The following is a 26777-nucleotide window of genomic DNA, read 5'->3' as shown; positions in this document are numbered from 1 at the left end:
AAATTCTTCTAAATTGTTGCTACTACAAGCAGATGAGCGCTAGCGCTGTTTTGCTACCGGCGCACGCCCAGTCTCGACATTTTTTCGCTTAGCGTTCGGCGGGGCACTTGCAGGGCTTCGGCGGCGGCGGTGATGGAGTCGTTGTGGCGGGTCAGTTCGGCCTCGATCAGGTGGCGCTCATAGGCGGCGACGCGCTCGGCTAGACCCCCGGTCGAGTGGGATAGATCGCGCATGGCCGGGCCGATGATGGCGCCGAGCGAGCGTCCCGTTGCGTCGAGGCCGATGGCGAAGCGATCGGCGGCGGCCTTCAGTTCGCGGACATTGCCGGGCCAGTCGTGGTGCATCAGGGCTTGGATGTCGGCGGGATGCAGTTGCGGCGCCGGTCGGCCGAAACGTGCCGCTGCCGCGCCGAGGAAATGGTGGAAGAGGAGGATGCAATCTTCACCACGCTCCCGCAACGGCGCCAGGGTGATGGTTGCGAGGTTGAGGCGGTAGTAGAGATCGGCCCTGAAACGTCCGGCCTTGCTTTCCTCGGCAAGGTCGACTTTTGAGGCGGCCACGATGCGCAAATCAAGGGGTATCTGCTTGTTGGAGCCCACCCGCTCCACCACCCGCTCCTGAATCACTCGCAACACCTTGGCTTGCGCCAGAAGCGGCATGGATTCGATTTCGTCGAGCAATAGCGTTCCGCCATTGGCATATTCGAATTTGCCGACGCGCTGGGCCCCTGCCCCGGTAAAGGCGCCGGCCTCGTGGCCAAAAAGTTCGCTCTCGATCAGCTCGGCGGGAATGGCCGCGCAATTGACGGCGACGAAGGGCGCTTTGGCGCGGGGCGAAAAGTCGTGGAGGCAGCGCGCGACGACTTCCTTGCCGGTTCCGGTCTCGCCGAGGATGATGACATCGGTAGGGATATGCGCCAATTCGCGTACCGTGTTCCGGAGCTGCTCCATGGGCGGTGAATTGCCGACGAGGCGCGTCGCCAGTTCCGCCTCGCCACCATCGAGCCGGCGGCGCAAATCAGCGATTTCGCGCTTGAGCGCCACCTGATCGACCGCCCGCTTGAGGCTCGCCACCAATTCGTCGGGCACATAGGGCTTTTGCAGGAAATCGAACGCACCCTGTCGCATGGCTTCAACGGCCATGGGGACGTCGCCGTGGCCAGTGATCAGGATAACTTCCGAATGCACCATACGCTCGCGCACTTTTCGCAGGAGATCGAGCCCGGAAAGGCCGGGCATACGCACATCGCTAAGAATGACATGGGGGCGGATTTCGTCGAGCCGCTCCAGCGCCGAGGCTGCATCATTGGCGACATGCGTGGCAAAGCCCGATAGGCGCAGCCACTGTTCGAGGGCCGTGCGGATCATTTCTTCATCGTCGACGATGAGCACGCTCGCGTCAGTCAATGCGTTCTCTTTCGGTTGTCGCCGCGGCCAGCGGCAAAGTCACGGTAAAGCTTGCGCCCCGGCCGGATGGGCTGACAGCGCTGATGCTGCCGCCGAGATCGCGCACGAGCCCATAGGAAATCGAGAGGCCCAGCCCCAGGCCTTCGCCCGGCCCCTTGGTGGAATAGAAGGGATCGAAAATGCTGGACAGCGCCTCGGCCGGGATGCCGGCGCCGGTATCGGTAACGACAACGCTGACCTGCCGGCCGGCTGTGTGCACACCAATGGAGAGCACCCGCACCTTTTGCCCCGCCATGGCGTCGACGGCATTGGTGAAGAGGTTGATCAGCACCTGCTCGATATGGACTGGATTACCCGTCACCTTCAGGGGCAAAACGGGGCGGCCATATTCGACGTCGATACCCAATTGCCGCAGCTTGTGGTCGACGAGGTCGAGCGCATTGGCGATGACCGCGCCCAGATCGGCTTCAATCGGCGCCGGTGGCTGTTTTCGTGCAAAGGTTTTCAAATGGCCGGTGAGCGCGGCCAGACGGTCGACGATTTTGTCTATCTGCCCCAGGACCGAACCGATCTCTTCGTCCTGCCGCCGCGTGGCCAACAGCTTGGCGCTGGCCAGGTGCGTTGTGAGAGCCGAAACGGGCTGACTCACTTCATGAGCAACCCCGGCCAAGGCCTGGCCAAGACTCGCAAGTTTCGCCGCCTGAACCAGATGCGCCTGCACCTGCCGCTCGGCATCTTCGGCGCGAATGCGTTCGGAGATTTCCTCGCGCAGCGCTTCGTTGGCGATGTGCAGATCCTCCGTGCGCTCGGCGACCCGCTGTTCCAGCCGCTCATGCTCGGCGAGGCGCTGGGCCACCAAGCGCCGTCGCTGTGCCAGAAGCGCCAGGATCATCAACAGCGCAGCGACGCCGAGGCTCGCCGCCGTTGCCGCGAGCCAGGCATCGCGAAAGAGCGGTCCGGTAGGGGTAAAGGAAATGATGCGCCACTGATGCGCCGGCAAGCGTAATTCATCGACCATGAACACGCCTGACGTGTCCGCGTCTTCCCCGGCGATATAAGCGAAATTGGCGCCACGCGACGGCCAGACGGCCGATGCCACGGGCGCTTCGCGCGCGCCCTGCGGTCCATAGCGCAATTGCGGCGCGATGCGCGCATAGTCGGCCTGGGCCACCGGCGCAATCGGCCGATAGCGCCAGTCGGGCCGGGTCGAGAGAATGGTGATATTGTTGACATCGACAATGCCGATCAGTTCCCCCGAACGCCACCAATTGGCTTCGATCTCACCCAGATTGATCTTGGTGACGGCGACGCCGAGCGGCCCGTTTTCCCCCTCGATCCGCCGCGCCAGAAAGTATCCCGCGACACCCGTCACCGTGCCAACGGCGTAGAATTTTGCGTCGCCATCAGCCATGGCCTCTTCGAAATAGGGCCGATAGGCCAGATTTTCGCCCACAAAGCTGTCATAGGCCCACCAGTTCGATGCAGCGACAACATGGCCATCTTCGGCCATGACGAACAGCTCGCCGGCCCCCGCCGTATCGTTGAGCCGCGACAGGAAGCCATTGGCCAATTCCCGGCGTTCGCCATTGTCGGGCTCTGCGAGCACCGCCCGGACTTCTGCCGCCAGAGCCATGCTCGAGGGCAGATAATGAAAGCGCTCGATCATGGCTTCGAGCGTCCGGTCGAACAGCACCAGGCGCCGCTCGGCCTGTTCGCCCACACTGCGAATGGAACCGGCCAGCGTGAATTCGAACGCGACCCAGCCGCTTGCCACCACCGCCAGCAAGGCGGCGGCGATCAAGAGAAGCTGACGGCGTCCCAACAATTCACGCAGGGCAAAGCGGCTCGACATCTGCACTTCTGGCAATAAATTGCCAGCCTCCGACGGTCATCTTGGCAATTTTCCGCCAACTTTGCCAGAGCACCGTGCGAAAACCGCAGGTCTGACCTGCAAATTTGACTTGGCACACCCTTTGCAGAGCTGGGGCTAGACCGGCGGAGGAGCCGGCTACAAGATCACCCACGGGAGGACACCCAATGAAAAAGACTATCGCCACCTTGGCCCTGGCCACACTCGCCCTTTCCGGCACCGCCTTTGCGCAGGCCTATCCGACCAAGCCGATCACGGTGGTCGTGCCCTTCTCGGCCGGTGGCCCGACCGACACGGTGGCGCGTCTCGTCGCCGAAGTGATGAGCGGGGATCTCGGTCAGCAGGTCGTGGTGCAGAATGTCGGCGGCGCCGGCGGCACGCTGGGTGCCGGCCAGGTCGCAACTGCGCCGAACGACGGCTATACGCTCCTGCTGCACCATATCGGTATGTCGACCGCGCCGACGCTCTACCGCAGCCTGCCATATGTTCCGCTGACCGACTTCGCCACCATCGGCCTCATCACCTCGGTGCCGATGACGCTCGTCGCCCGCAAGGATTTCGAGCCCAATACGCTCGAAGAGCTGCTGGCCTATATCAAGACGAATGGCGAAAACGTCACCTATGCCCATGCCGGCATCGGGTCGGCGAGCCAGCTCTGTGGCATGCTGCTGATGGAATCGACCCAGACCGTCATGACGACCGTGCCCTATCAGGGTGCGGGTCCGGCCATGACCGACATCATCGGCGGCCAGATCGACATGATCTGCGACCAGACCACCAATACGACGTCGCAGATCCAGGCCGGCGAAGTGAAGGCCTATGCGGTGACCTCGCCCGAGCGCCTTGCAAATCTGCCCGACCTGCCCACCACCAAGGAAGCGGGGCTCGATCTCGAAATCGGCGTGTGGCACGGGCTTTATGCGCCGGCCGGTACCGACCCGGCGATCATCGAGCGCCTCGAAACCTCGCTGCAGGCTGCGCTCACCAATGAGACGGTGATCGCCCGCTTCGCCGAGCTCGGCACGGCCCCGGTCACGGCGGAAGAAGCGACGCCCGCAGCACTGACCGAGATGCTGACCAGCCAGATCGAACTCTGGCGCGGTGTCATCGAGGCAGCCGGCGTTTACGCCGAGTAAGTCAGACCATTTCGCTGCGTATCTGCGACCCGCGGTTTTCCGCGGGTCGTCCCCGACGCACATGCATCTCATTCATCTGGGGAGGCGGCCATGCTGGCCAAGTTTTCACTCCGGGACCTCCTGGCGGGCGGCATCTTCGTCCTTGCCGGAGCCTATTTTGCCCTCGAAGCGCTGAATTATGAGGTCGGCACGCCTTTCCGCATGGGCCCGGGCTTCATGCCGCTCTTGCTTGGCGCCGTGCTTGCGGCCCTTGGAATCGGCGTTGCCGCCAGCGGTTGGGAAAAGCCGGACCGGGAGAAGCCGCTTCCGCCCTCATGGCGCGGTATCGTGCTCATTGTCGGCGTCGTCATCTTCTTCGGCGCCACCATTCGCGGCCTCGGCTTCGTGCCCGTCGTCTTTGTCGCCGCCTTCGCCTCGGCCATGGCCAGCCGGCTCAACTCTCCCCTCTTCGCTGCCCTCCTCGCCGTGGGGCTCACGGTTCTCTGCACGGCCATTTTCGTCATCGGCCTCGGCATGACGGTGCCGTGGTTCGGGCCCTGGCTTGGTCAATAGGAGCGCAAAATGGATATCATCGGCTTTCTCGGCCTCGGCTTTTCCGTCGCCCTAGACCCCATCAACATTCTCTACTGCTTCATCGGCGTGCTGCTCGGCACCCTGGTCGGCGTGCTGCCCGGCATCGGCCCCACGGCCACGATCGCCATGCTGCTGCCAATCACCTTCTCGCTGTCACCGGCCGCTGCGCTGATCATGCTGGCAGGCATTTACTACGGCGCCCAATATGGCGGCTCGACTACCGCTATCCTGATCAACCTGCCCGGCGAAAGTTCTTCCGCGGTGACCGCCATCGACGGGTATCAGATGGCGAAGAAAGGCCGCGCTGGCCATGCCCTCGCCACCGCCGCTCTCGGTTCCTTCTTCGCCGGCACGGTGGGCACACTGCTCCTCGCCTTCTTCGCCCCACCCCTTGCCCGAGCGGCGCTCAATTTCGGCGCGCCGGAATACTTTGCGCTCATCGTCCTCGGCCTCCTCGTTTCCATCGCCCTGGCGCATGGATCGATCCTGAAAGCCCTCGCCATGATCGTGCTTGGCCTTTTGCTCGGCATGGTCGGCCAGGACATCTATACCGGCACGCCGCGCTTCACCTTCGGTGTGCGCGAGCTCTATTCCGGCCTCAACTTCGTCTCCGTGGCCGTGGGCATCTTTGGCGTCGCCGAAATCCTGCGCAATCTCGAAAACGAGAAGGGCCGCGAGGTCATGGTCAAGTCGGTGAGCAATCTCTGGCTCGGCAAGGAAGAATTCAAACGCATCATCGCCCCGGTCATCCGCGGCACGGCGCTCGGCTCTATTCTCGGCATCCTGCCCGGCGGCGGCCATATCCTCGCGTCCTTCGCCTCTTACTCGGCTGAAAAGCGCCTGTCGAAGAACCCGGAAGAGTTCGGCCATGGCGCCATCGAGGGCGTGGCTGGTCCGGAATCGGCCAACAACGCGGCCGCGCAAACCTCCTTCATTCCGCTCATGACCCTGGGCATTCCCGCCCACCCGGTCATGGCGCTGATGGTCGGCGCCTTCATCCTCCAGGGCATCACGCCCGGCCCGAATGTCATCAACGACCAGCCGGCACTGTTCTGGGGCATCATCGCCTCGATGTGGATCGGCAACCTCTTGCTGGTAATGCTCAACCTGCCGCTGATCGGGCTCTGGGTGAAAATGCTCACCATTCCCTATCGCGCGCTGTTCCCGGCCATCGTGCTCTTTGCCTGCATCGGCTGCTATTCGATCAACCAAAACGTCTTCGACATCTATGCCATCGGCTTCTTCGGCATTCTCGGCTATGGGCTGATCCGCTTGGGTTGCGAACCGGCGCCGCTGCTGCTCGGCTTCGTCCTCGGACCGCTGCTGGAAGAGCATTTGCGCCGCGCCATGATCATCTCGCGGGGCGATCCGATGATTTTCCTCGAACGTCCGATCTCGGCAACGCTTCTCGGCCTGGCGCTCCTCGCCGTGCTGATCGCGATCCTCCCCTCGATCCGCAAGAAACGTAAGGAAGTTTTCGTCGAGGAAGACTGAGTTTCCTCAAAAACCAAGAGTTGGCGACAGGTGTCGCCAACTCTGCTTTTCGGGGCGGTCAGTTCACGAGCGTCCCGGCAAAACCGTCCGATGCGATTGCGGTGCACAGATCGCTCCACTCACAGCCCGCGCAAGCCGCGCGCGTTTGCCCCGCGCGAAATGCCGCGCGCCAGGCGATAAGCAGTTCGGGCCTGACCTCTATCGTCACTCCGGGCGCAATAGGTGCACCCAACAGGCGGCCGACATCGTCGGCCGCCTTTCTGTCGCGTTCGATAACGCTCTCGTTTCGACAATGCGCCGTCGCATCACCCAACAAAGGCGCGCAGATGTCGTCGGGGCCGTCGACGATCCCTATATTTTCGCCCGCCGACAATCGCGCGGCGATTGCGTCATAGTTCCGCATGAAATCGGCGGAATAACCTTTGCCCACATAGGTCAGCAAGCAAAGCAGGTGATGCGGGCGAAGCCGGATGGTCATGAGTGCTTCGTGGCCACTCGACGGGAGAGCGCGTAGAGAAGCGCGGCACCCAGTGCTGACTTGAGGAGACCGCCAACCAGGAAGGGCAGCGCGCCAAAGGTGAAGGCGTCCTGCGCGCCAATCATGACGGCGAGCCACGCAGCACCGAGAGCAAGGCACATAGCATTGCCCAACAGCATGGCGAGGAAAGCGAGAATGGGCCGCTTGCCATTCCAGCCGCGCTCGGCAAGCCACCCGGTCATGGCGGCGACGAGCGGAAAGGCGAAGAGATAACCGGCAGTCGGCCCGACGAAATGATGCGCACCCGCTGCGCCACCCGACAGCACCGGCATGCCCAAGGCCGCTTCCATCAGCCAAGCGATCACCGTCAGCGCGCCAAGGCGCCAGCCATAAACGGCGCCGATCAAGGTTACCGCCAGCGTCTGCATATTGACCGGCACAGGCACCAGCGGCACCTCGACATAGGAGGCTGCGGCGAGAAAAAGCGTGCCCGCAACAACGGCGCCAGCCTGCCAGAGCAGCGACTTGTTCTGGATGCCGATCAGGGCAGATGCGGCGGGTTTATCAGTGACCATTCCATGGCTCCTTCATAATTATAGATAATTTCATTTATCTATCGCTAAAAGAATCCATAGATAGATCGGCCTGGCAAGGGCGTGCGTCCTCGCGGGGCGAAATTAGTTGCGGATTATCGGGGGGCGCGGCCGCCCAAAAGCACGTGCCGCTTCAGGATCGAGCCGGCATGCTCCACCTGCCCCGCCCGTAAGGCGGCGAGAATCGCACTGTGGTCACGGTCGGTCGGCGCCTCCCATTCGGCGCTCCATCCCGAAAACAGGAAGCGAGCACTTGCGGCCTGCAGATCGTCGATGGCCTTCAGCAGCCTCGGCATGCCACAGGGCGCGAGCAGTGTGCGATGAAACCTGCGATTGGCCTGCTCCCAAGCCTGAACATCGGGGGCATTGTCGCCCTCGTTGTTGATCTCTTCGGCCTCATCGAGAATGGCGCGCGTCAGATGCGGCGCGGCGTTTTGCAGCGCCAGAACCTCCAGCGCGGCCCGCATTTCAGCCACTTCCCGCACTTCCGCGCGCGAAAAGCCGGCCACCCGCACCCCGCGTCGCGGCACGCTCACCGCCAGCCCCTGCGCCTCGAGCCGCCTGAAGGCTTCGCGCACCGGCACGTGGCTTGCGCCGAATTCCTCGGCAACGTGATCCTGCCGCAATGGCGTACCCGGTTCGAGCGCTCCAGAAATGATCCGATCGGCCAATATCCTGGCGATCTGGTTGGCGAGGGTATCGTCTTTGGCCATGGTCCTGGGGAGATGAGCTGGGGTCGCAAGAATGAAGCGGTTTTGTCATACACCGGTCGGAAAAGGCGTGCACGCCTTGATCGGCGAAACTTGCCCCATCGTGACTTCTCCATGATAGTGCACCCACACCGTGCAAGTTGGAAAAATGCCTTCATCCCAAGCCGATAGAAGCAGTGCTGCATCTGACGTTGAAGGCCTTGCCCTCGTTGCCGAACTCAGCGCCGTCATCATTGCCGCCAGTGTGGATGAGCCCATGGTGCTGGTGCGTCCCGATGTGCCGGTCGACACCCTTCCCGCCGGTCCGCTGCAGTCCGGACATCGAACGCTCGAAGCAGGCCTTCGGGCCTGGGTCGAGCAGCAGACGGACCTCCACCTTGGCTATGTGGAGCAGCTCTATACGTTCGGCGACACCGACCGCATCGACATGCCCGGTCGCGGCGGCAGGTCGCTTTCCATTGCCTATCTCGCCCTCGTCCGCGCCTTGCGCGCCTCCGCCCGCAGCGGCGCCCGCTGGCAGAATGTCTACACCTATCTGCCCTGGGAAGACTGGCGCGATGGCCGGCCCGCCGTGCTGGAAACCATCGAAACCTATCTCAAGACCTGGGTGAAGGACTCAGGAGACACCGGTACCCTGCGGGAAAAGCGAGCGGCCCTGGCTTTCGGCCTCGGAACCGATAGCTGGAGCGACGAGCTGGTGCTCGATCGCTACGAACTCCTCTATGAAGCGGGCTTTGTGCGGGAAGCCCGGCGCGACGGGGAATCCCCCCCCCTTACCGCGATGGTCGACCACCCGATGGGCCTCGACCACCGGCGCATCCTCGCCACTGCGCTTGGTCGGTTGCGCGGCAAGATCAAGTATCGCCCGGTCATCTTTGAGCTCATGCCCGAAAGTTTTACGCTGCTCGATCTGCAGCGCACCGTCGAGGGCCTCTCCGGCATACGGCTGCACAAGCAGAATTTCCGCCGCCTGGTCGAAACGCAGGGATTGGTGGAGGAAACGGGCGAACTCCAGACCGAGACCGGTGGCCGGCCCGCCCGCCTGGTCCGCTTCCGCCGCGAGGTTCTGCTGGAGCGCCCCTCCCCGGGCCTCAGGCTATCGAGCACGAAGCGCCCCGCGAATTAGCGCTTGACGTGACCTTATACTCAGTCCTAGCATAACCTTACCGGCGCAGAGACGCCGGTTTTGTTTTGACCCCTAATACTCAAATTGAGTATATTTGGAGGTAGTGCGTTGCAGGTCTCGGAATCCACTTCTGGCATCATGCCATTACCCCTCGTCTATGAGCGGGTGCGGCACCATGTGCCTGCCTTCGAATGGCCGCTTCTGGCCGTCGATGTCGAGGCGATCCTGCGTCTCAAGCGCGAGAAGAACGCCACCATTCTCGCTCACAATTACCAAGCCCCGGAAATCTTCCACACGGTCGCCGATATCGTCGGCGACAGTCTCGCCCTGGCGCGCGAAGCCGCGGCGACCGATGCCGATATCATCGTCATGGCCGGCGTGCACTTCATGGCCGAGACCTCGAAACTGCTCAATCCGGACAAGCGCGTCTTCATTCCCGATAGCCGCGCCGGCTGCTCGCTCGCGGAATCCATCACTGCGGCAGACGTGCGCGAACTGCGCCGCCGCCACCCCGGCGTGCCTGTCATCACCTATGTGAACACCTCGGCCGCCGTGAAGGCCGAGTCCGATATCTGCTGCACGTCGGGCAATGCGCTGAAGATCGTCCGATCGCTGGGCGTCGATCGCGTCATCATGCTGCCCGACGAATTTTTGGCCCGCAATATCGCGGCGCAGGCACCCGAAATCGAAGTGATCACCTGGGCCGGCCATTGCGAAGTGCATGAACTCTTCACGCCCGATGACATCCGCGCCGTGCGCGAAAGTTATCCCGGCGTCACCGTGATGACCCATCCCGAATGCCCGCCCGAAGTGGTTGCCGAAGCCGATTTCTCCGGCTCCACAGCGATGATGGCTGACTTTGTCGCCGACAAGCGCCCGCAGCGCGTGGCGCTCGTGACCGAATGCTCCATGGGCGACAACCTCGCCCAGCAGTTCCGCGACGTCGAATTCGTAAAACCGTGCAATCTCTGCCCGCATATGAAGCGCATCACCCTGGGCAATATTCGCGCGGCGCTCGAAGAAGAGCAGCACGAGGTCCATATCGATCCGCTCCTGGCCGACCGGGCACGCGCCGCGGTCGAGCGCATGTTGGCGGTCGTCTGAGGCCATCGATATGCGCCAGAATCCAGTCATCGTCATTGGTGGCGGCATAGCCGGCCTCGCCACAGCCCTGCGCCTCGCACCGCTCCCGGTTGTCCTGATCACCGCCTCTCCGCTCGGCACCAATGCGGCTACGGCCCTCGCGCAGGGAGGCATTGCCGCTGCAATCGGCCACGACGATACCCCGCAGCTTCACACCGATGATGCGCTCGCCGCTGCCGCCGGGCTCGGCGATCCGGCGATGACCCAACGCATTACCGAAGCGGGCCCAGCCGCCATCGCCTGGCTCTTGGAACAGGGCATCGGATTTGATCGCGCGAGCGACGGAGCCGAAATCGCCCTTGGCCTCGAGGCCGCCCATTCGCGCCGCCGCATCGTCCATGCCGGCGGTGACCGGACAGGCCGGCGCGTCATCGACGGTCTCATCGAGGCCGTGCGCAACACACCATCGATCACCCTTCTCCAAGGAAGAGTGCTCGACCTGGCCATAACTGCAAATGGCGATGTTGGTGGGGTCACCTATCTGCCCGCTGGCGGACGGCAGGCATGCGACGCAGAGCTTCTGCCCGGCCGCGGCGTGGTGCTGGCGACCGGCGGTGTCGGCGGCCTCTACACTCACACGACCAATCCCGTCACCGCCATCGGCACGGGCCTCGCCCTTGCCGCCCGTGCGGGCGCGGTGTTGCGCGACCTTGAATTCGTGCAGTTCCATCCGACCGCCATCGCCATCGGCCAGGACCCGATGCCGCTGGCCACCGAAGCCTTGCGCGGCGAAGGCGCTATTCTCGTCAATGCAAGCTGCGAGCGATTCATGGAAACCGTGCCCGGCGCCGAACTGGCGCCGCGCGATATCGTCGCCAATGCCGTCTTCGGGCAGATTGTCGCCGGGGAACAAATCTTCCTCGATACCCGCCCCACCCTCGGCCAAGCGGTCCATACGCGCTTCCCTGGCTTTTCCGCTCTCTGTGCATCGGCCGGCCTCGACCCGGCCAAACAGCCCATCCCAATCAGACCGGCCGCGCACTACCATATGGGCGGCGTCAAGGTGGATGCCTCCGGACGAACGACCGTGCCGGGCCTCTGGGCCTGTGGCGAAGTCGCCTCCACGGGCCTCCATGGTGCCAATCGGCTCGCCAGCAATTCGCTTCTCGAAGCCGCAGTTCAATCCGCCTGGATTGCCGAGGACATCAAGGGCAGCGCTGCCGCTGAGGCAACGCGCCTGGAGCCAAATCGAAGAACCCCATCCATGGGACAAGCCCCGGCCAATTTGCGTCGGCAGATGGATTGCGACGTCGGCGTGGTCCGCGATGCCGCAGGCCTGCAACGCGTCATACGGAACTTCTGGTTCGCCCTGAACGAGAACGCGCCGGACGCAACACTCACAGCTCTGCTCATCGCCGTTTCGGCCGAGCGCCGCCACGAAAGCCGCGGCGCACATCAGCGGGCCGATCATCCCCGGACGTCGAACACTCCCCGCCACACCGAAATAACGCTGATGGAAGCCCTCAACAGCGCCAGGGAACTGGCTGAAAGCCGGATCGAAGCCATGGAACCCTTTGCATGAACGAGACTTTTTCGTCCCTGACCCTGCCGCGCCTCATCAACGAGCCGATCGTTCGCGCGGCCCTGCTCGAAGATTTCGGCCGCACCGGCGACATCACCAGCGATGCCGTCATCCCCATCGAAGCCACGGCCAATTGCGCCATCGTCGCCCGTGACCCCGGCGTGGTCAGCGGCGTGGATCTTGCCGCCCTCGCCTTCGCTCTCATGGACACCTCCATCGCGATTTCCGTGCATCGGCCCGATGGCAGCAGAGTTGCTTCCGGCGACACTGTCCTAACCGTCTCCGGCCCCGCCCGCGCCATTCTCGGCGCTGAACGCGTCGCGCTCAATCTCCTTTGCCGCCTCTCCGGCATCGCCACCGCGACTGCTGACCTCGTCGAAGCCGTGCGCCCCCATGGCCACGCCAGGATCGCCTGCACGCGCAAAACCACGCCCGGCCTGCGGGCGCTCGAAAAGGCTGCCGTGCGGGCCGGGGGCGGAGCCAATCACCGCTTCGGGCTCGATGATGCCATCCTGATCAAGGACAATCACATCGCCATAGCCGGCGGCGTGCGCACCGCCATCGAACGCGCCCGCGCCGCAGCGGGCCATCTGGTCAAAATCGAGGTGGAAGTCGATCGGCTCGAGCAACTCGACGAAGCCCTGTCCGTCGGCGTCGACGCCGTGCTCCTCGACAACATGGACATTCCGACCCTGACAGAAGCCGTGCGCCGCACCGGCAAAAGCGCCATCAAGGAAGCCTCCGGCCGCATCACCGCCAAGACCGCGCCGGCCATAGCCGCGACGGGCGTCGACATCATTTCGGCCGGCTGGCTCACCCATAGCGCGCCCATTCTCGACCTCGGTTTGGACATAGCGGCCCCCTAATACCTATATAGGGCTGGGATAGGCGTTGATGTCCGAGTATCAACGCGTCGCGTCCAAGGGCGCAGGTTCGAAGATTAGCCGTGGAGACCACGATGTCAGTCCCGTCAGCAACCAAGCGATTGACCACACGCGATATCGGTCGCCTGCGCCAGCGCGCCGAACCCATCGCCATGCTGACCGCCTATGACAGCGTCATGGCGACCCTGGTCGATCAATCCGGCGTGGACATTATCCTTGTCGGCGACAGCCTCGGCAATGTCGTGCTCGGCCACGAAACTACGCTGAAAGTGACCCTTGCCGACATGATCCGCCATGCGGCGGCCGTCGCGCGCAGCACCGAACGCGCACTCGTGGTCTGCGACATGCCCTTCGGCACGACCACCGATCCGGAAACCGCACTTCGCAGCGCAGTGGACATTCTCCAGCATTCGGGTGTGCAGGCGGTCAAGATCGAAGGCGGCCTGCCTATGGTGCCCGTCATCAAGCGGCTGACCGACTACGGCATCCCCGTCATGGCCCATATCGGGCTCATGCCCCAGGCCGTCCACCAATTGGGTGGCTATTACACCCATGGAAAGGCGGCAGAATCCGCCGAACGTCTCTCGCAAGAAGCCCGCGCCCTCGAAGAAGCCGGTGCCTTTGCCATCGTGCTCGAATGTATCGTCCCCGACGTCGCCACCGCGATCACGAATGAACTAACCATCCCCACCATCGGCATCGGCTCCGGCCCTGGCTGCGCCGGCCAAGTGCTGGTGATCAACGACCTCATCGGGCTGAACACACGCCCTGCCCCGAGCTTTGCCAAGCCACGGGCGGATGCCGCCGGGCTGGTGCGGACGGCCGTCGCCGACTATGTCGCCGAAACCAAGGCCTCGGCCCTGCAAAAGCGCGCCGGCGCCGCCTGACCTATCTGGACCACCCCTTGATGACAAAGATCCTTCGCACGATTTCCGAATTGCGGGCCTGGCGCAATGCGCTGCCGGCCGGCACCCAGCTTGGCCTCGTGCCCACCATGGGTGCCCTCCATGAGGGTCATATCAGCCTCATGGACCTCGCCCGCACGCATTGCGACACGGTCATTGCCAGCATTTTCGTCAATCCTCTGCAGTTCGGGCCCAAGGAAGACCTCGCGCGCTATCCCCGGCCGATCGAGAGGGATATTGCCCTGCTCGAGGCAGCCGGCGTCGATGCACTGTTCCTGCCCGAACACACCGAAGTCTATCCCGCCGACAACTCCACTTATGTTGTCGAAGAGGCGGTCTCCCTGCCCCTCTGCGGCGCCCTGCGCCCCGGCCATTTCCGCGGCGTCGCCACGGTGGTGCTAAAACTTTTCAACCTGACCCAGCCGCACTTTGCCTTCTTTGGGCAGAAGGATGCGCAGCAATGCGCCGTGATCGAGCGCATGGTGCGCGATCTCAACGTCCCCGTCGAAATCGTCCGCGGCGCCATTGTGCGGGAAGAGGACGGATTGGCGATGAGTTCGCGCAACGTCTATCTCGACCCCGCCCAACGCGCCATTGCCTCGCTGCTCTATCAGAGCCTCCTTGCCGCCTCAGAGGCCTACGAGTCCGGCGAGCGCGATGCCGCAAAGCTGGAAACCATCGGCCGTGCCATCTTGGCCCAAGAACCTGGTATCGAGGTTCAATATTGGGAAGTCCGTGACCGCGGGAGTCTCGCTCCGCTTAGGACAATCGGCGCCGACGGTTGCCTCCTCGCCCTGGCGGCCTATCTCGGCAATACGCGCCTGATCGACAATTTTACCCTCGGGGCCTGAGCTCGTGCCCGGCGCGGCACTTCCCTCAGGGGTGCCGCTGCCCTAGCCATAGCATGGCCGCCTGCTCCCCCCTCCCTGCAAAATACCCCTCGCGTCCCTGCCGCTTCGGCCATGCGTGCCCAATCCGCAACTTCGCCTTGCAAGAGTCGTTATAACGTCATAACACTACTTCGTGCAGCGGTTTGGAGAAGCCGCTGGCATGAGGATGGGAGAACGACAATGAAAGCATGCAAGGGATGGCACCTGGCCACAATCGGCGCGCTGATGGCGACGAGCGTGGGGACGCAGGCAGCCGAGATTTCGTTTCTGACGCATTGGGGGCCGGATACGGTGGCGCTGCTCGACGCCGCCATCGATAAATATGAAGCCGCCAATGCCGGCGACACCATCACCGTCCGCGCCGTGCCCTTTGGCGATCTGCTGACGACGCTCCGCACTTCGGGCGGCGGCGCCGGTGGCGCGACCATTGCCGGCATTTATGATGCCTGGCTGCCGGACTTGGTGCGCGATAGCCTCGTCAGCGCCGCGCCAGAAGCCGTTGCCAGCGATACTACAGCCAATTGGCCGACTGGCGTCGTCAGCGCCGCCTCGGTCGGCGGTTCGCTCTATGGGATTCCCAATGAAATCGACGTCTATGCGCTCAACTACAACAAGCGCCTCTTCGAGGAAGCCGGCATTGCCGAGGCGCCCAAAACCTGGGACGAGTTCCTCGCCGCTGCCGAAAAGCTGACCGATGCCTCAAAGGGCCAGCAGGGTTTTGGGCTGATCAATTCCTGGGCCGCGGGCGTGCTGCATCCCTTTGCCTCGCTGCTCGTGTCCAATGGCGGCGACCTGATCGTCGATGGCAAGCCGGTGCTCGATAGCCAGGCGGCCAAGGAAACCTTCGAGCTTTATGAAAAGCTCGTCACCTCGGGCTTTTCCGACCCTGCCATGGCGACAGCCGACGCCAATACAACCGGGCCTTTCCTCGACAATTTTGTCTCGGGCAAGACCGGCATGATCATCATGGCCAATTGGTGGGAATCCGCCCTCAAGGCCGGCATGGGCGATGCCTTTGCCGATATCGCCACCGCGCCCATTCCGGTCGGCCCCTCGGGCGACACGGCGCGCTCGATTTCCTACTCCTGGATGACCGTGGTCAACGCCCAGGCAGCGCCCGAAGAACAGGAAGCCGCCTGGAAATTCCTCTCCTGGCTCAATGGGCCGGATTCAGGCGAAAACGGCGCCTCTGCCATGGGCGATATCCTGATGTCCATGGGTATCCTGCCCTCGCGGACTTCGGACGTTGCCGCCTTTGGCGACCGTCTTTCGAGCGATCCGTTCCTCCTCGGCTATACGGAAACCCTGTCCGACGCAAAACCCTTCCCGGTGGTGCTGGGCGGCCAGGAATTCTCCGAATCCCTGCAGCAGACGCTTGAAGCGCTGCAGTTCGGCCAGGTGACCGCCGCCGATGCCCAGGCCAATGCCCAGGCAGACGCCACGGAAATCCTCGAACGCAACGCCAAATAGTCATCCATTTAGGCGGGCGGGGCCGCATGCCCCGCCCGCATTTCCTACCCCAGGCAGATTTTCCGGATGACAGGCCGCCAGACCCGCTCGACCATCGGCATGCTCGCGCCCGCCACGGGGCTCATTGCCATTTTCGTCCTCGTGCCCATGGTGCTGACCATTGGCCTCTCATTCACGCAATGGTCGACGCAAACGGGTTTTGAAACCGCCAGCTTCGTGGGTCTTGCCAATTTTGCCGACCTCCTGGGGCCGACATCCATCGGCCGCGACTTCCGTGCCGCCTTTGGCAATACCGCGATCTATACCGCGCTCTCGGTGGCACTGATCCTGCCGCTCTCCGTAATGCTCGGCCTTCTCGTTCACCAGACCTTTGCCTCCGGCGGCATCCTGCTGCGCACCGTGCTCTTTTCAAGCTACATGGTGCCGATGATCGCCGTGGCGCTCGTCTGGTCAAAGCTCTATTCGCCGACCGAAGGGCCGATCAACCAGATGCTCGGCTGGGTCGGCGTCCCGCCGCAGACTTGGCTCTCCTCGCCAAGGACGGCGCTGGTCTCCATTGTCATCCTCAATGTCTGGCAGCAGGTGGGCTATTTCACCGTGCTCGCCGTCGCCGGCCTGACGCAAATTCCGCGCTCGCTCTATGAAGCCGCGCTGGTCGATGGTGCCTCAGCCTGGATGCAGTTCTGGAGGATAACGCTGCCGCTCCTGCGCAATACCTTGCTGTTCTCGGCCGTGATCGCCGTCATCAATGCCGTGCAGGTGTTCGAACCTGTGGCGCTGATCACCCAGGGCGGCCCGGTCAATTCCACCAATGTCATGACCTACCATATCCGCCGCGTCGGCATTGAACGCGCCCAGGGCGGGCTCGGCTCGGCCATGGCCGTCACGCTCATGCTGTCGCTGATCGTGGTGATCGTCCTCTTGTTCACCCTGTTGCGCGACCGGGGAGAACAACGATGAGCGCTATGCGACCCTATAGGCGCCATCCCCGCACCTGGCGGCGCACCGCCCTGACCCTCGTCATCCTCGCCATTGCCGTGGCCGCCGCCTTCCCGCTGGTCTGGATGGTGCTGTCGAGCCTTAAGACGCCCGAAGAAAGCATGCAGGTGCCGCCCGTCTGGTGGCCCGGCTCGCCCAGTCTCGACGCCTTTACCGAGGTTGCCGACGTCGTCAACCTTGGCCGCTCCTTCGTCAATTCGGCTTTCATTGCCATCGTGACCACCGTTGCCATCGTGGTCACCAGCCTCATGGCCGGCTATGCCTTTGCCAAATATCGCTTCAAGGGGCGCGATTGGCTCTTTGCGGTCCTGATCGCCACCATGTTCCTGCCGCCCATCGTGACGCTGATCCCGCTCTATCGGCTCACCGGCTATCTCGGGCTCAATGCCAATCTGCTTGGTGTGGTCGTGCCCAATCTCGCCAATGCCTTCGGCATTTTCCTCATGCGCCAGTATATAAAGGGCGTGCCCGACGACCTCATCGATGCCGCCCGCGTGGATGGCGCCTCCGAGTTCCTGATCCTTTTCAAGATCGTTGCGCCCTCGGTCCTCCCAGCCATCGCGGCACTGACTCTCTTCGCCTTCGTCTACCACTGGAACAGCTATCTCTGGCCGCTGACCGTGTTGCAGGGCAATACGGATCAATATCCCATCGTCATCTCGCTCAGCCGGCTCCTGAGCTACAATCGCGGCGCCATGAATACCGGCCTCGTCATGGCCGGGGCGACCCTCGCCGTGCTGCCGCCGGTCATCCTCTTCGTCTTCCTCCAGCGCTTTTTCGTCGATTCCATCGTCGCCACGGGGGTGAAGGGATGAGCGCGGTTCTTGCCATCGATCTCGGCGGCACGCGCTGCCGCATTGGTCTTGCCGATAGCGCCGACCCGGCCAACGTGACGCTTGTCGAAGATGTCGCCGCGCCCCAATCGTGCGCTGACTTTCTGGATCTCGTTCGCGCCCTGCTCGCCAAGCATAAGGCCAGCGCTCTTGGCTTAGGCATACCAGGCCTCGCCCAAGGCACGGTCTGCCGCTGGGTGCCGAACCTGCCTTATCTCGACGGGCTCGATCTCGCTCAAGCTCTGCCCGGCATCTCCATCGGTCTCGGCAATGACGCGCAATTGAGCCTTCTCGCCGAAGTTCGTGCCGGCGCTGCGAAAGGGCTTTCTGATGCTGTCCTCCTCGCCATCGGCACCGGCATCGGCTCGGCCGTACTCGCCTCCGGCACGATCATTGCCGGTCACGCCGGCGGCGCCTGTTCATTCGGCTGGGCCACCGCCGATCTCGCTGACCCAGGCGAAGATGTCAGCGGCTGGCTCGAACGTCAGGCGGCCGGAAGGGCGCTTGATCAGTTGGCACAAACAGTCGGCCTCGCTAGAGGCCATGATCTCATCGCTGCCGCTCGCTCCGGCGATACCGCAGCATTCGCGCTGCTGGCCCGGCCCATGGATGCGCTGGGCGCAGCCGCTGGCTCGGCCGTTGCGCTGCTCGATCCGGCTGCCATCATCATCGCCGGCGGCGTCGCCGAGGCTTTTGACGTCATCGAACCGCTGCTGCGGAAAACCGTCGACCGGCGTCTGCCGCCACACCTGCGCGGCGTTGCCCTGTTGCCGGCGCAGCACGGCGCCCGGGCCGGGCTGGTCGGCGCAGCCTATGCCGGGGCACTCGGCCGGAACTGGAGGAGGACATAATGAGCGACGAACCTGCGGGCCTGGTGCGCCCCGACCGGCGCCGTCCGGAACCGCTATGGCACCAGGCGGAAATGGCGCTGCGCGACCTCATCGACCAGGGCGAATGGGCTCCGGGCCTGCAAATCCCCAATGAGGATCGCCTCTGCGAAATGCTCGGCATTTCCCGCATCACCCTGCGTCATGCGCTACGGAATCTCGAAGAGGCCGGCATGCTCCGCCGTGAGCATGGCCGCGGCACTTTCGTGCGCTCCGCAACCATGGTGGCCGGCGTCCGCGGCCTCACCAGTTTCACCGATGAAATGCAGACCCTTGCCGTTTCGCCGGGCACGCGCCTCCTCCTCGCGCAGGTCATTTCCGCGACAAGCGAAATTGCCGAGGCACTCGAAATCGCCGAGGGCGACAGCGTCGTGCAGCTCCGCCGCCTGCGTCTCGGCAATGGCCAGCCCATCGGCATCCAGACCACGCACCTGCCGTCCGCCCGTGTGCCCGGCCTCTTTGAATACGCCTCGGACGTAACCTCGCTCTATCGCTGGCTCAAGGACAATGCCGGCATTGTCCCGGTCAAGGCCAAGGAAGTCTATCGCGTCGGCGCCGTCGCATCAGGCGATGCCGCCGATCTCGAACTGCCCGTCGGCACCCCGGCCTTCGAGGTCGAGCGCATCACCTTCGACCAACGCAGCCCCTTTGAATTTGCGGTCTCCACCATGCGGGCCGACCGCTACGAAATCCGCTCAACCCTTTACGTCTAGTTTTGAAAGGCCAGACCCCATGTCCACTCTCTACATTTCCAAGCTCGCGGCCATCGCCGAGAAAACTGCCGGCGAAAACGAAGCCGCATTCGAAGCCGCGTCCAAGGCCATGAGCGAGACCCTCGCCAATGGCGGCCTCGTCCATCTCTACGGCTCGGGCCACTCCGTTCTGCCCGTGCAGGAAACCTACCCGCGCTACGGTTCCTACCTCGGCTTCAATCCGCTGACCGACCCGCGCGTCATGTGGCACAATATTCTGGGCGCTGGCGGCGTGCGTGAACTGCTTTGGCTCGAACGCACCGAAAAATATGCCGAAAAGTTCCTCGATCATCAGCCGCTCAATCCCGGCGACACCATCGTCATCTTCGGCCATTCGGGCAGCAATGCCTCGGGCATCGACACTGCCCTCTACGCTAAGGAACGAGGCCTCACCGTGATCGCCATCACGGCCAAATCCAATGCCAGCAAGCCGGCGACCCATAGCTCCGGAAAACGCCTGCCGCATGCTTCCGACATCGTCATCGACACCGGCGCGCCGGTGGAAGACGCCATCGTCGACATCAAGGGCTGGAGTCGTCCGGTTTCGGGTTCCTCGACCGTCCTTGCCATGATCATGATGCACGAACTGGTGTCGCGGACGGCGCAGAAGCTTGCCGACAAGGGTATCGAGCTGCCGGTCTTCGCTTCGCCCACCATTCCGGGCGTCACCCTGCACGACACCGACATCATCTATGGCCAGTACCGCGAAAAGATGATCGACGCGCAGTCCAAGCATCTGGCCCAGTTCAAGAAAACAATGGCCAACGAAGGCTGAGCCCCGCCAAAAGGGCAGCAAAAGGCACGAGCAGGCTCACCTGCTCGTGCGAAAGGGTCCTCAGTCCACGGCCACCATGACATCGGACGCCTTGACGACCGCATAGGCCTCTCTGCCAACCTCAAGCCCCAGCTCGTCGACCGCCTGATTGGTGATGGAGGCCGTCACGACCGAGCCGCCAATGTCGATGCGGACATGAGCCGTGGTCGCGCCCTTCACCACTTCCACGACTTTACCCTTGAGCTGGTTCCGGGCACTGATCTTCATAGGCACACCTCCATTTTAAGAAGATAGATAGACCCGATGCCACAGGTCGAAAACCCACGGCGGGAAATCCACATCGCTGCCTGCGTCATCGAACGGGCCGACGGCAAGATCGCGCTGGTCCGCAAGCGCGGCACCTCGACCTTCATGCAGCCGGGCGGAAAGCTCGAACCGGGTGAAGCCGCGGCCGATGCGGTCCTGCGCGAAGTGGAAGAGGAGCTTGGCGCTCGCCTCAAAGGCCCCCTCGAACCGCTCGGCCGCTTCTCCGCCACCGCCGCCAATGAGCCTAATGCGCGGGTCTTCGCCGACGTGTTCTGGTGCCGCAGCAATGAGCACCTTGCCGTTCAGGCCGAAATCGAAGAGCTGCGCTGGATCGATCCCGAGGCACCAGGCGACATCGCCCTCGCTCTCCTTACCAGCGACCATATCCTCCCTGCCCTCTTACGCCGACGGCAGGGCTAGGCTCTCGAACTGCCGCGCCTCTTCCACCAACCAATCGCAAAAGAACTGCGACTTGCGATGCTGCCGATTGCGCCGGACGACGACATAGCTCTGGCCACTGCCTACGAAGCCATAGGGCGCGACCAACCGGCCGGAGGCAAGATCGTCTGATACCATCGGCCAGGGCGCAATGCAGATGCCCAACCCCGACAGCGCGGCCTCGATCATGAAGTAAAAATGCTCATATTCGACGCCCTCTTCGTCCGTCACCGCCGCCCCGGCCTGGCTTCCCCAGACCTGCCAGGCATGCCGTCGGCTGCGCGTATGCAGCAGCGTGAATTTTTCGAGATTTCCGCCATGTCGATCATAGAGTTTTGGCGAAATCACCGGCCCGATCCGCTCGGGAAAAAGCTCGATGACCTCGGCATCCAAGGGCCAGGACCCGGGCGCCGCCCGAATGGCGACATCGAAGGCATCGCGCTGAAAATCGACCGCCTGGCTCGATGCTGACAACCGCACTTCGATATCGGGATAGGTATCGCTGAACCGATAGAGCCGCGGGATCAGCCAGCGCATGGTGAAAGTGCCGGGGCACGACACATCGAGCGGCCCCTCCGCCGTATCCGCCACCGAGCGCACCGCCAGATCCATCTGATCGAAGGCAAGACTTAGCCCCGCCAGCAGGGTCGCCCCTGCCCCAGTAAGCTGCATCCTGTTCTTCGGACCGGCAAACAGCGCCACGCCCAAAAGATCTTCCAGATGCTGCACCTGCCGGCTGATGGCGCTGTGCGTCACATGCAGTTCTTCGGCCGCCAGCGTCATGCGGCCATGCCGGCCGGCGGCTTCGAAAGCCCTGAGCGCATTGAGAGATGGCAGACGACGCATTTGTGCATTTTCCGAACATCGACTGTTCAGACTTATCGTTTTCCAACCGCCAAAACCAATGCTTTCCTTCAGGCACATTGTGACGAAAGGAAACAAGCCCATGTCAGCCCGCCACCAGGATGGCAGCGCCGGCGACGCCAATTACGGCGTCATCGGCACGAATTACCGCCGCTATCGCCAGCCCGATCCACATATCGCCGGTTTCATTCTCAAGGCTCTCGGCAATGCCCGCACAGTGCTCAATGTCGGTGCCGGCGCCGGTTCCTATGAACCCACTGACAGAGAGGTAACGGCCGTCGAACCCTCCGAATCCATGCGCGCCCAGCGTCCGGCGCATCTGAGCCAGGCGATCGACGGCGCCGCCGAAAACCTGCCCTTTGCCGATGGTACGTTCGACGCCAGCATGGCGACATTCACCGTGCACCAGTGGAAGGACCTCCAGGCCGGCCTCGCCGAAATGCGCCGCGTCACCAGCGGTCCCGTTTTAGTCCTGACATGTGATCCCGCGCGGCTCGACACCTTCTGGCTCAATGACTATGCGCCCGAAGCGATCTCCGTCGAAGCCAGCCGCTATCCATCCATGGATGCGATCGCCGCGGGCCTCGGCGGCTCCGTCGACATCCTGCCAGTGCCCATCCCGCTCGCCTGCACCGATGGTTTCAGCGAAGCCTATTACGGCCGGCCCGAAAGCCTCCTCGATCCCGGCGCCCGCCTCGCCAATTCGGCCTGGAGTTTTGTCGATCCATCCGTAGGCGAGCGCTTCGCAAAACACCTTTCGGACGACCTGCAATCGGGCCGATGGGACCGCCAGCATGGCCAGTTGCGCTCACAGCCCTTCTTCGAAGGCTCGCTTCGCCTTCTCGTGGGGCGGCCGTGATGTCGACCATGCGGTGTGTCCAAAAGCCCAGGCTCGCGGACACACCAGTGGCGTTTTACCACCAGCGGGGATGCCCCGGCGTCAGTCCATTGGCCGTCGCTGCATCGATGGCGGCGATTTCTTCCGTCGCAAAGCTCAGATTGTTGAGCACACCGAGATTGTCCTGCAATTGCCCCAGGGTCCGGATGCCGATGAGCGCCGAGGTCAGTTCGGGCCGGCGCAGCACCCAGGCTAGTGCCATTTGCGGCAGGGTCTGGCCGCGCGCCCTGGCGATAGCCGCAAGCTTGCCCACGGCATCGAGCGTTTCGGGCTTGATCCGGTCGGCCTTGAGGAACGGATTGTTGCTCGTGCCGCGAGCACCTTCGGTATCGCCGCTATTGTATTTGCCCGACAGCACGCCCTGCGCCAGGGGTGAAAAGGCGATCATGCCGATGCCCAATTCGCCGCAGGCATCGACCGTCTTGTCGTCCTCGATCCAGCGATTGAGGATGGAATAGCTCGGCTGATGCAGGATGCAGGGCACGCCGAGATTTCTAAGAATGGCATGGGCCGCGCGCGTCTCGGCTTCCGGATAATTGGAAATGCCGACATAGAGCGTCTTGCCTTGAGCGACGAGCGTTGCCAGCGCGCCCATGGTTTCTTCGAGCGGCGTCTTGGGATCGAAGCGGTGCGAATAGAAGACGTCGACATAGTCGAGGCCGAGGCGCTTCAGCGACTGATCGGCGGAAGCGATTAGATTCTTGCGGCTCCCCCATTCGCCATAGGGGCCGTCCCACATCTGATAGCCGGCCTTGGACGAAATGATCAGCTCATCGCGATAGGGCCTGAAATCGCGTGCCATCACCTGCCCGAACAATTCTTCGGCTGAGCCGGGAGGTGGACCGTAATTATTGGCGAGATCGAAGTGGGTGATCCCTGCATCGAAGGCGGCACCGAGCATTTCGAAGGCCGAAGGATAGTCCCGCGCGCCACCAAAATTCTGCCAGAGGCCGAGGCTGATGATGGGCAGTTTCAGGCCGGAGCGACCGGCATGGCGATATTGCATGGTCTCGTAGCGACCGGGGGCAGCGCGATAGGTCATGATACGTCCAGGAGTGGTAGGTCGGGCCTCAGGGCCGACAAGGGACGAACCATTTACAACGGCTGCCCCATCCTGCCCAGCCGTGGCAACAAATAGACTTGGCCGGGCGCATGCCCAGCCAAGTCCTTGCTTCAGATTGCCAGCAGGCGCGCGGCCTGGCGCAGCGCCGCAGCGGTACGATTGGCACCACGCATAAGCTGGGTACGGGCAAAACCGATGGTTTCCGGCCCATGCGTCCCAAGCTCGCTCGCCACGGAAAGCGTGGGGAGCCCAGGCACCGGCAGGGCTGGATCGTGGGTAAAGCGTGGGCCACGCGTATAGTTGAGCGGCACGAGGATGCGGGCGAGCTGCTGGATCGCCGCATTGGCCCGGGCCTCTGCCACCGTGCCGTCCGCAATACCGGCATAGAAAGCGTCGAGCGAAGCGCTTAGGCCGGCAAGTTCAGAAGCGACGGGATCGAGCAAGGCGGCATCGGCACCCGCCGCCTTCTGGTATTTTTCCAATGTGGCTTTGAACTCGGCTGAGGTCTCGCGCCAGTCAAACGGCAAGACCGGTGCATTGGCCACCGCCATGATGCCGGCGAGATAGACCTTGATGTCGCGAATGAGAATGTCGCGGTCGGCAATGTCCATCAGATCGTTTTCGGTGTGCCAGGCAATGTTCCCGCCGCAACCGCCGACCGTGTAATAGTTCATCTCCTTGCGCTTCTCGACTGTCATGGTCGAAGACAGCATGAAGAAGCTCGAAAGCCCGATATTGTTGAAGGAATAGTCGCCGGCGCGCAGCGGACGTTCGCCATGGAACGGCAGATCAGCAACCTCGCGGATGACATCGGTGCAAAGGCCATTGGCCTCGCTCATCACCGCGACATTTTCATAGACGTCGGCCCAACGGCAGCCAGGGCTGTCGCAATTGACCTGGGCGACGCAGTTCTCGTCGAGATCGAGCGCGAAGGCATCGGCATACCAGGCCGAGCCGGCATAGCGGCCAGTAGAGTGGCCCGGCCACCAGGCGATGCGCACCGAGCGGCGGAGATCGCCACGGTTGTGCCAGAGCACGCGAGCGATTTCGAGCATGGCGGCGTCGCCGGTGGCATTGTCGCCTACGCCCACGTCCCAACTGTCGTAGTGCCCGGCGAGCAGCACGAACTTTTCCGGCTCGACCGTGCCGGGCACATTGACCACCGGCACGATGGACTTGAACCAGCCCTCTTCGAGCCGGGTCTTGATGGTGACGCTACCACCAGCCTTGGCCAGCGCGATCAGTTCCTGTCCGTCGGGATTGTTGACGACGGCAACCGGGATCACCGGCTTGCGCGGCAGACCATCGAGATCGGGCGAACCCCAGACCGACGAACAGATACCCCAGTGCCGGTCGACGCCCGGATTGACGGCGATAACGCCGATAGCGCCCTTCTCCTGAAATTCGAGCACCTTGTTGGGCGAGGCAAAGCCATCCGTCAGCACGATCTTGCCGCGAATACGCTCTTCGGCGGCCGCGGCTTCGTCCCGGTTCTTCTCGTAAAAGCTGCCGACGCTGGCGGCTAGTGCTCCCGGCACATGGTGCAGCACGCCGCTCATGCCTTCCGGGCAGCTCAGCGAATAGGCGGGAGGCTTGGAGGCATAGGTCTTGCCATTGGCTTCGACCGATGCCTCATATGGAATGGAGAGATAGAGCGAGGCTTCGAGCATTTCGACCGGGACGCCAAGCTCTCCAAGGCGCCGTGCGATGTCGTGGGCTGAGGCTTCGACGTCTTCCGGCTTCCAGCGCGGCATGGTGGAAAAGGCTTCCACCAGTGGCCATGCCGCGTCGGCATTGACCTGGGCGATGGCGTTTTTGATGGCCGTGTCGAGCATGCTGAACCCTCTCTACAAAAAGTGACGGCCCACGATGCCCCAAGATAAATTGTACGACAATCCGGATTGTACGACAATTTTCCGCTAGGCTTTGCGAAACACCCTCGTTACAGTCATTCCAACACGCCGTCGCACCGATTTGACCAAGACGGCCAAATGCAGGATGACCCACCCATTTTCCCTTGGGGCGACCGATACTAATGAGCGACTTGCGTAGAATCTTTCAGGTTGATGCATCGCACATGGCCGATGAGCTGGCGGAGGAGAGCACGCAAACGCGCCAGCTCGCCCGCGATCGGGTTTTTGATTCCGTCCGCACCGCCATCATGGAAGGTCGCATCGCTCCGGATACACGCCTGACCGAACGCGAACTCTGCGAAGCCTTCGGCATCAGCCGCACTGTGGTGCGCGAAGTCGCGCGCCGGCTCGAAGCGGAAAAGCTGGTCAATGTCATCCCGCACAGTGGCCTCCGCGTTGCCCGGCTGACGCGAAAACACGTCCACGAAATCTACGAAATCCGCACCGAGCTTGAAGCCATCACCGTGCGCAGCTTTCTTGCCTGCGCCACGGACGAAGATATTGCCGCAGCCCAGGATTTCGGCCGTCGGCTCCTCGAAGCCGGTTCGAACGGCGACAAGGTTGGCATGGCAGAAACCATGTCGAAATTCCTGCGCTTCATGACCGATGTCGCGGATAACCAGATCGCTGCTGAAATGCTCGATCAGCTCCGCTCGCGCGTCAACATGCTCCGCATCTACGCCATGGACGAGCCGGGCCAGCTCGAAACCGGCATGGAGGGCGTGCGCGCCATTATCGCTGGCATCACCGCCCGCGACATCGCCGCCGCCGAGCGAGCCACTCGGATCTATGTGCGTCGCTCCGCCGACGCCGTGCTCCGCCATATGGACCGGGATGAATAGTGCCGCG

27 protein-coding genes are annotated in these 26777 nt (G+C 63.1%); 18 read left to right on the top strand and 9 right to left on the bottom strand.

The features are described from left to right. Positions 1–53 precede the first annotated feature (53 nt). Positions 54–1406, bottom strand: a complete 1353-nt coding sequence (locus J7557_RS07155; RefSeq protein WP_291418765.1) for a sigma-54 dependent transcriptional regulator — start codon at positions 1404–1406, stop codon at positions 54–56. Then, positions 1399–3258: an ATP-binding protein gene (locus J7557_RS07150; RefSeq protein ID WP_291418763.1), complete on the bottom strand. Its 1860-nt coding sequence runs from the start codon at positions 3256–3258 to the stop codon at positions 1399–1401. Before J7557_RS07150 ends, J7557_RS07155 begins: the two co-directional genes overlap by 8 nt. A gap of 185 nt (positions 3259–3443) precedes the next feature. Here J7557_RS07150 and J7557_RS07145 point away from each other — a divergent pair, with 185 nt between their 5' ends. The 3 genes from J7557_RS07145 (at position 3444) to J7557_RS07135 (ending at position 6479) form a co-directional block, all read left to right on the top strand. Next, the gene (locus J7557_RS07145) at positions 3444–4412 is read left to right on the top strand and encodes a tripartite tricarboxylate transporter substrate-binding protein (protein WP_291418761.1); all 969 of its coding nucleotides are present in this window, start codon (positions 3444–3446) and stop codon (positions 4410–4412) included. Between the two features lie 90 nt (positions 4413–4502). Next, on the top strand, positions 4503–4964 hold the full coding sequence (locus tag J7557_RS07140) for a tripartite tricarboxylate transporter TctB family protein (protein WP_291418758.1): 462 nt from the start codon (positions 4503–4505) through the stop codon (positions 4962–4964). Positions 4965–4973: 9 nt separating this feature from the next. Continuing rightward, positions 4974–6479, top strand: a complete 1506-nt coding sequence (locus J7557_RS07135) for a tripartite tricarboxylate transporter permease (protein ID WP_291418756.1) — start codon at positions 4974–4976, stop codon at positions 6477–6479. A gap of 58 nt (positions 6480–6537) precedes the next feature. Here the strand turns inward: J7557_RS07135 and J7557_RS07130 are convergent, their stop codons facing one another. The 3 genes from J7557_RS07130 to J7557_RS07120 form a co-directional block, all read right to left on the bottom strand. Beyond that, complete coding sequence (locus J7557_RS07130; RefSeq protein ID WP_291418754.1) at positions 6538–6957, bottom strand: DUF1284 domain-containing protein; 420 nt, start codon at positions 6955–6957, stop codon at positions 6538–6540. Beyond that, on the bottom strand, positions 6954–7532 hold the full coding sequence (locus tag J7557_RS07125) for a biotin transporter BioY (RefSeq protein ID WP_291418752.1): 579 nt from the start codon (positions 7530–7532) through the stop codon (positions 6954–6956). Before J7557_RS07125 ends, J7557_RS07130 begins: the two co-directional genes overlap by 4 nt. 113 nt (positions 7533–7645) lie before the next feature. Further along, the gene (locus tag J7557_RS07120) at positions 7646–8263 is read right to left on the bottom strand and encodes a GntR family transcriptional regulator (RefSeq protein WP_291418751.1); all 618 of its coding nucleotides are present in this window, start codon (positions 8261–8263) and stop codon (positions 7646–7648) included. A 145-nt stretch (positions 8264–8408) separates the two neighbouring features. Here J7557_RS07120 and J7557_RS07115 point away from each other — a divergent pair, with 145 nt between their 5' ends. The 12 genes from J7557_RS07115 (at position 8409) to J7557_RS07060 (ending at position 20446) form a co-directional block, all read left to right on the top strand. Beyond that, positions 8409–9386 carry a hypothetical protein gene (locus J7557_RS07115; protein ID WP_291418749.1) on the top strand — a complete coding sequence of 326 codons (978 nt, stop codon included), beginning with the start codon at positions 8409–8411 and terminating at the stop codon, positions 9384–9386. Between the two features lie 138 nt (positions 9387–9524). Then, the gene (gene nadA, locus J7557_RS07110; protein ID WP_291418747.1) at positions 9525–10490 is read left to right on the top strand and encodes a quinolinate synthase NadA; all 966 of its coding nucleotides are present in this window, start codon (positions 9525–9527) and stop codon (positions 10488–10490) included. A 10-nt stretch (positions 10491–10500) separates the two neighbouring features. Continuing rightward, positions 10501–12051 carry an L-aspartate oxidase gene (locus J7557_RS07105; RefSeq protein ID WP_291418745.1) on the top strand — a complete coding sequence of 517 codons (1551 nt, stop codon included), beginning with the start codon at positions 10501–10503 and terminating at the stop codon, positions 12049–12051. Next, positions 12048–12917 carry a carboxylating nicotinate-nucleotide diphosphorylase gene (gene nadC, locus J7557_RS07100; protein WP_291418743.1) on the top strand — a complete coding sequence of 290 codons (870 nt, stop codon included), beginning with the start codon at positions 12048–12050 and terminating at the stop codon, positions 12915–12917. Before J7557_RS07105 ends, nadC begins: the two co-directional genes overlap by 4 nt. 92 nt (positions 12918–13009) lie before the next feature. Continuing rightward, on the top strand, positions 13010–13822 hold the full coding sequence (gene panB / locus J7557_RS07095) for a 3-methyl-2-oxobutanoate hydroxymethyltransferase (RefSeq protein ID WP_291418741.1): 813 nt from the start codon (positions 13010–13012) through the stop codon (positions 13820–13822). 20 nt (positions 13823–13842) lie between these two features. Continuing rightward, positions 13843–14691 carry a pantoate--beta-alanine ligase gene (gene panC / locus J7557_RS07090; protein ID WP_291418739.1) on the top strand — a complete coding sequence of 283 codons (849 nt, stop codon included), beginning with the start codon at positions 13843–13845 and terminating at the stop codon, positions 14689–14691. 219 nt (positions 14692–14910) lie between these two features. Then, on the top strand, positions 14911–16200 hold the full coding sequence (locus tag J7557_RS07085) for an ABC transporter substrate-binding protein (RefSeq protein ID WP_291418738.1): 1290 nt from the start codon (positions 14911–14913) through the stop codon (positions 16198–16200). Positions 16201–16266: 66 nt separating this feature from the next. After that, positions 16267–17160: a carbohydrate ABC transporter permease gene (locus tag J7557_RS07080; RefSeq protein WP_291418736.1), complete on the top strand. Its 894-nt coding sequence runs from the start codon at positions 16267–16269 to the stop codon at positions 17158–17160. A gap of 5 nt (positions 17161–17165) precedes the next feature. Continuing rightward, positions 17166–18014: a carbohydrate ABC transporter permease gene (locus tag J7557_RS07075; protein ID WP_291418969.1), complete on the top strand. Its 849-nt coding sequence runs from the start codon at positions 17166–17168 to the stop codon at positions 18012–18014. Continuing rightward, positions 18011–18883, top strand: coding sequence for an ROK family protein (locus J7557_RS07070; protein ID WP_291418734.1), 873 nt, complete (start codon positions 18011–18013; stop codon positions 18881–18883). The genes J7557_RS07075 and J7557_RS07070 overlap by 4 nt, the downstream gene beginning before the upstream one ends. Beyond that, entirely contained in the window at positions 18883–19632 is a 750-nt protein-coding gene (locus tag J7557_RS07065; RefSeq protein ID WP_291418732.1) for a GntR family transcriptional regulator, read from the top strand. Before J7557_RS07070 ends, J7557_RS07065 begins: the two co-directional genes overlap by 1 nt. Before the next feature lie 19 nt (positions 19633–19651). Next, complete coding sequence (locus J7557_RS07060) at positions 19652–20446, top strand: sugar isomerase domain-containing protein (RefSeq protein WP_291418730.1); 795 nt, start codon at positions 19652–19654, stop codon at positions 20444–20446. A 60-nt stretch (positions 20447–20506) separates the two neighbouring features. On the opposite strand, the gene J7557_RS07055 is transcribed toward J7557_RS07060, so the two are convergent. After that, entirely contained in the window at positions 20507–20713 is a 207-nt protein-coding gene (locus J7557_RS07055) for a molybdopterin-binding protein (RefSeq protein ID WP_291418728.1), read from the bottom strand. 36 nt (positions 20714–20749) lie between these two features. On the opposite strand from J7557_RS07055, the gene J7557_RS07050 reads away from it, so the two are divergent. Beyond that, entirely contained in the window at positions 20750–21172 is a 423-nt protein-coding gene (locus tag J7557_RS07050) for an NUDIX domain-containing protein (protein ID WP_291418726.1), read from the top strand. Here the strand turns inward: J7557_RS07050 and J7557_RS07045 are convergent. Then, positions 21152–22036 (bottom strand): LysR substrate-binding domain-containing protein, encoded by an 885-nt coding sequence (locus tag J7557_RS07045; protein WP_291418724.1) that lies wholly within the window; start codon positions 22034–22036, stop codon positions 21152–21154. The genes J7557_RS07050 and J7557_RS07045 overlap by 21 nt on opposite strands. A 100-nt stretch (positions 22037–22136) precedes the next feature. Between J7557_RS07045 and J7557_RS07040 the strand changes: the two genes are divergently transcribed. Further along, complete coding sequence (locus tag J7557_RS07040; protein WP_291418723.1) at positions 22137–22913, top strand: class I SAM-dependent methyltransferase; 777 nt, start codon at positions 22137–22139, stop codon at positions 22911–22913. A gap of 55 nt (positions 22914–22968) precedes the next feature. Here the strand turns inward: J7557_RS07040 and J7557_RS07035 are convergent, their stop codons facing one another. Together J7557_RS07035 and J7557_RS07030 are read right to left on the bottom strand one after the other, a co-directional pair. Further along, positions 22969–23994 (bottom strand): aldo/keto reductase, encoded by a 1026-nt coding sequence (locus J7557_RS07035; RefSeq protein ID WP_291418721.1) that lies wholly within the window; start codon positions 23992–23994, stop codon positions 22969–22971. 131 nt (positions 23995–24125) lie between these two features. Next, positions 24126–25850 carry a M28 family peptidase gene (locus tag J7557_RS07030; RefSeq protein WP_291418720.1) on the bottom strand — a complete coding sequence of 575 codons (1725 nt, stop codon included), beginning with the start codon at positions 25848–25850 and terminating at the stop codon, positions 24126–24128. A gap of 200 nt (positions 25851–26050) precedes the next feature. Here J7557_RS07030 and J7557_RS07025 point away from each other — a divergent pair, with 200 nt between their 5' ends. Continuing rightward, positions 26051–26770, top strand: coding sequence for a GntR family transcriptional regulator (locus J7557_RS07025; RefSeq protein WP_291418719.1), 720 nt, complete (start codon positions 26051–26053; stop codon positions 26768–26770). Positions 26771–26777: the final 7 nt, after the last annotated feature.

The organism is Devosia sp. (assembly GCF_017744655.1).
Lineage (GTDB): Bacteria > Pseudomonadota > Alphaproteobacteria > Rhizobiales > Devosiaceae > Devosia.
Note: the sequence above shows the minus strand (reverse complement) of the source record. Positions and strands in the feature narration are given on the sequence as shown.

Bases quoted from the DNA above. Each gene is read 5' to 3' on its own strand.
- J7557_RS07150 (WP_291418763.1), bottom strand. From the start codon at position 3,258: ATGTCGAGCCGCTTTGCCCTGCGTGAATTGTTGGGACGCCGTCAGCTT.
- J7557_RS07145 (WP_291418761.1), top strand. From the start codon at position 3,444: ATGAAAAAGACTATCGCCACCTTGGCCCTGGCCACACTCGCCCTTTCC.
- J7557_RS07140 (WP_291418758.1), top strand. From the start codon at position 4,503: ATGCTGGCCAAGTTTTCACTCCGGGACCTCCTGGCGGGCGGCATCTTC.
- J7557_RS07135 (WP_291418756.1), top strand. From the start codon at position 4,974: ATGGATATCATCGGCTTTCTCGGCCTCGGCTTTTCCGTCGCCCTAGAC.
- J7557_RS07130 (WP_291418754.1), bottom strand. From the start codon at position 6,957: ATGACCATCCGGCTTCGCCCGCATCACCTGCTTTGCTTGCTGACCTAT.
- J7557_RS07125 (WP_291418752.1), bottom strand. From the start codon at position 7,532: ATGGTCACTGATAAACCCGCCGCATCTGCCCTGATCGGCATCCAGAAC.
- J7557_RS07120 (WP_291418751.1), bottom strand. From the start codon at position 8,263: ATGGCCAAAGACGATACCCTCGCCAACCAGATCGCCAGGATATTGGCC.
- J7557_RS07115 (WP_291418749.1), top strand. From the start codon at position 8,409: ATGCCTTCATCCCAAGCCGATAGAAGCAGTGCTGCATCTGACGTTGAA.
- nadA (WP_291418747.1), top strand. From the start codon at position 9,525: ATGCCATTACCCCTCGTCTATGAGCGGGTGCGGCACCATGTGCCTGCC.
- J7557_RS07105 (WP_291418745.1), top strand. From the start codon at position 10,501: ATGCGCCAGAATCCAGTCATCGTCATTGGTGGCGGCATAGCCGGCCTC.
- nadC (WP_291418743.1), top strand. From the start codon at position 12,048: ATGAACGAGACTTTTTCGTCCCTGACCCTGCCGCGCCTCATCAACGAG.
- panB (WP_291418741.1), top strand. From the start codon at position 13,010: ATGTCAGTCCCGTCAGCAACCAAGCGATTGACCACACGCGATATCGGT.
- panC (WP_291418739.1), top strand. From the start codon at position 13,843: ATGACAAAGATCCTTCGCACGATTTCCGAATTGCGGGCCTGGCGCAAT.
- J7557_RS07085 (WP_291418738.1), top strand. From the start codon at position 14,911: ATGAAAGCATGCAAGGGATGGCACCTGGCCACAATCGGCGCGCTGATG.
- J7557_RS07080 (WP_291418736.1), top strand. From the start codon at position 16,267: ATGACAGGCCGCCAGACCCGCTCGACCATCGGCATGCTCGCGCCCGCC.
- J7557_RS07075 (WP_291418969.1), top strand. From the start codon at position 17,166: ATGCGACCCTATAGGCGCCATCCCCGCACCTGGCGGCGCACCGCCCTG.
- J7557_RS07070 (WP_291418734.1), top strand. From the start codon at position 18,011: ATGAGCGCGGTTCTTGCCATCGATCTCGGCGGCACGCGCTGCCGCATT.
- J7557_RS07065 (WP_291418732.1), top strand. From the start codon at position 18,883: ATGAGCGACGAACCTGCGGGCCTGGTGCGCCCCGACCGGCGCCGTCCG.
- J7557_RS07060 (WP_291418730.1), top strand. From the start codon at position 19,652: ATGTCCACTCTCTACATTTCCAAGCTCGCGGCCATCGCCGAGAAAACT.
- J7557_RS07055 (WP_291418728.1), bottom strand. From the start codon at position 20,713: ATGAAGATCAGTGCCCGGAACCAGCTCAAGGGTAAAGTCGTGGAAGTG.
- J7557_RS07050 (WP_291418726.1), top strand. From the start codon at position 20,750: ATGCCACAGGTCGAAAACCCACGGCGGGAAATCCACATCGCTGCCTGC.
- J7557_RS07045 (WP_291418724.1), bottom strand. From the start codon at position 22,036: ATGCGTCGTCTGCCATCTCTCAATGCGCTCAGGGCTTTCGAAGCCGCC.
- J7557_RS07040 (WP_291418723.1), top strand. From the start codon at position 22,137: ATGTCAGCCCGCCACCAGGATGGCAGCGCCGGCGACGCCAATTACGGC.
- J7557_RS07035 (WP_291418721.1), bottom strand. From the start codon at position 23,994: ATGACCTATCGCGCTGCCCCCGGTCGCTACGAGACCATGCAATATCGC.
- J7557_RS07030 (WP_291418720.1), bottom strand. From the start codon at position 25,850: ATGCTCGACACGGCCATCAAAAACGCCATCGCCCAGGTCAATGCCGAC.
- J7557_RS07025 (WP_291418719.1), top strand. From the start codon at position 26,051: ATGAGCGACTTGCGTAGAATCTTTCAGGTTGATGCATCGCACATGGCC.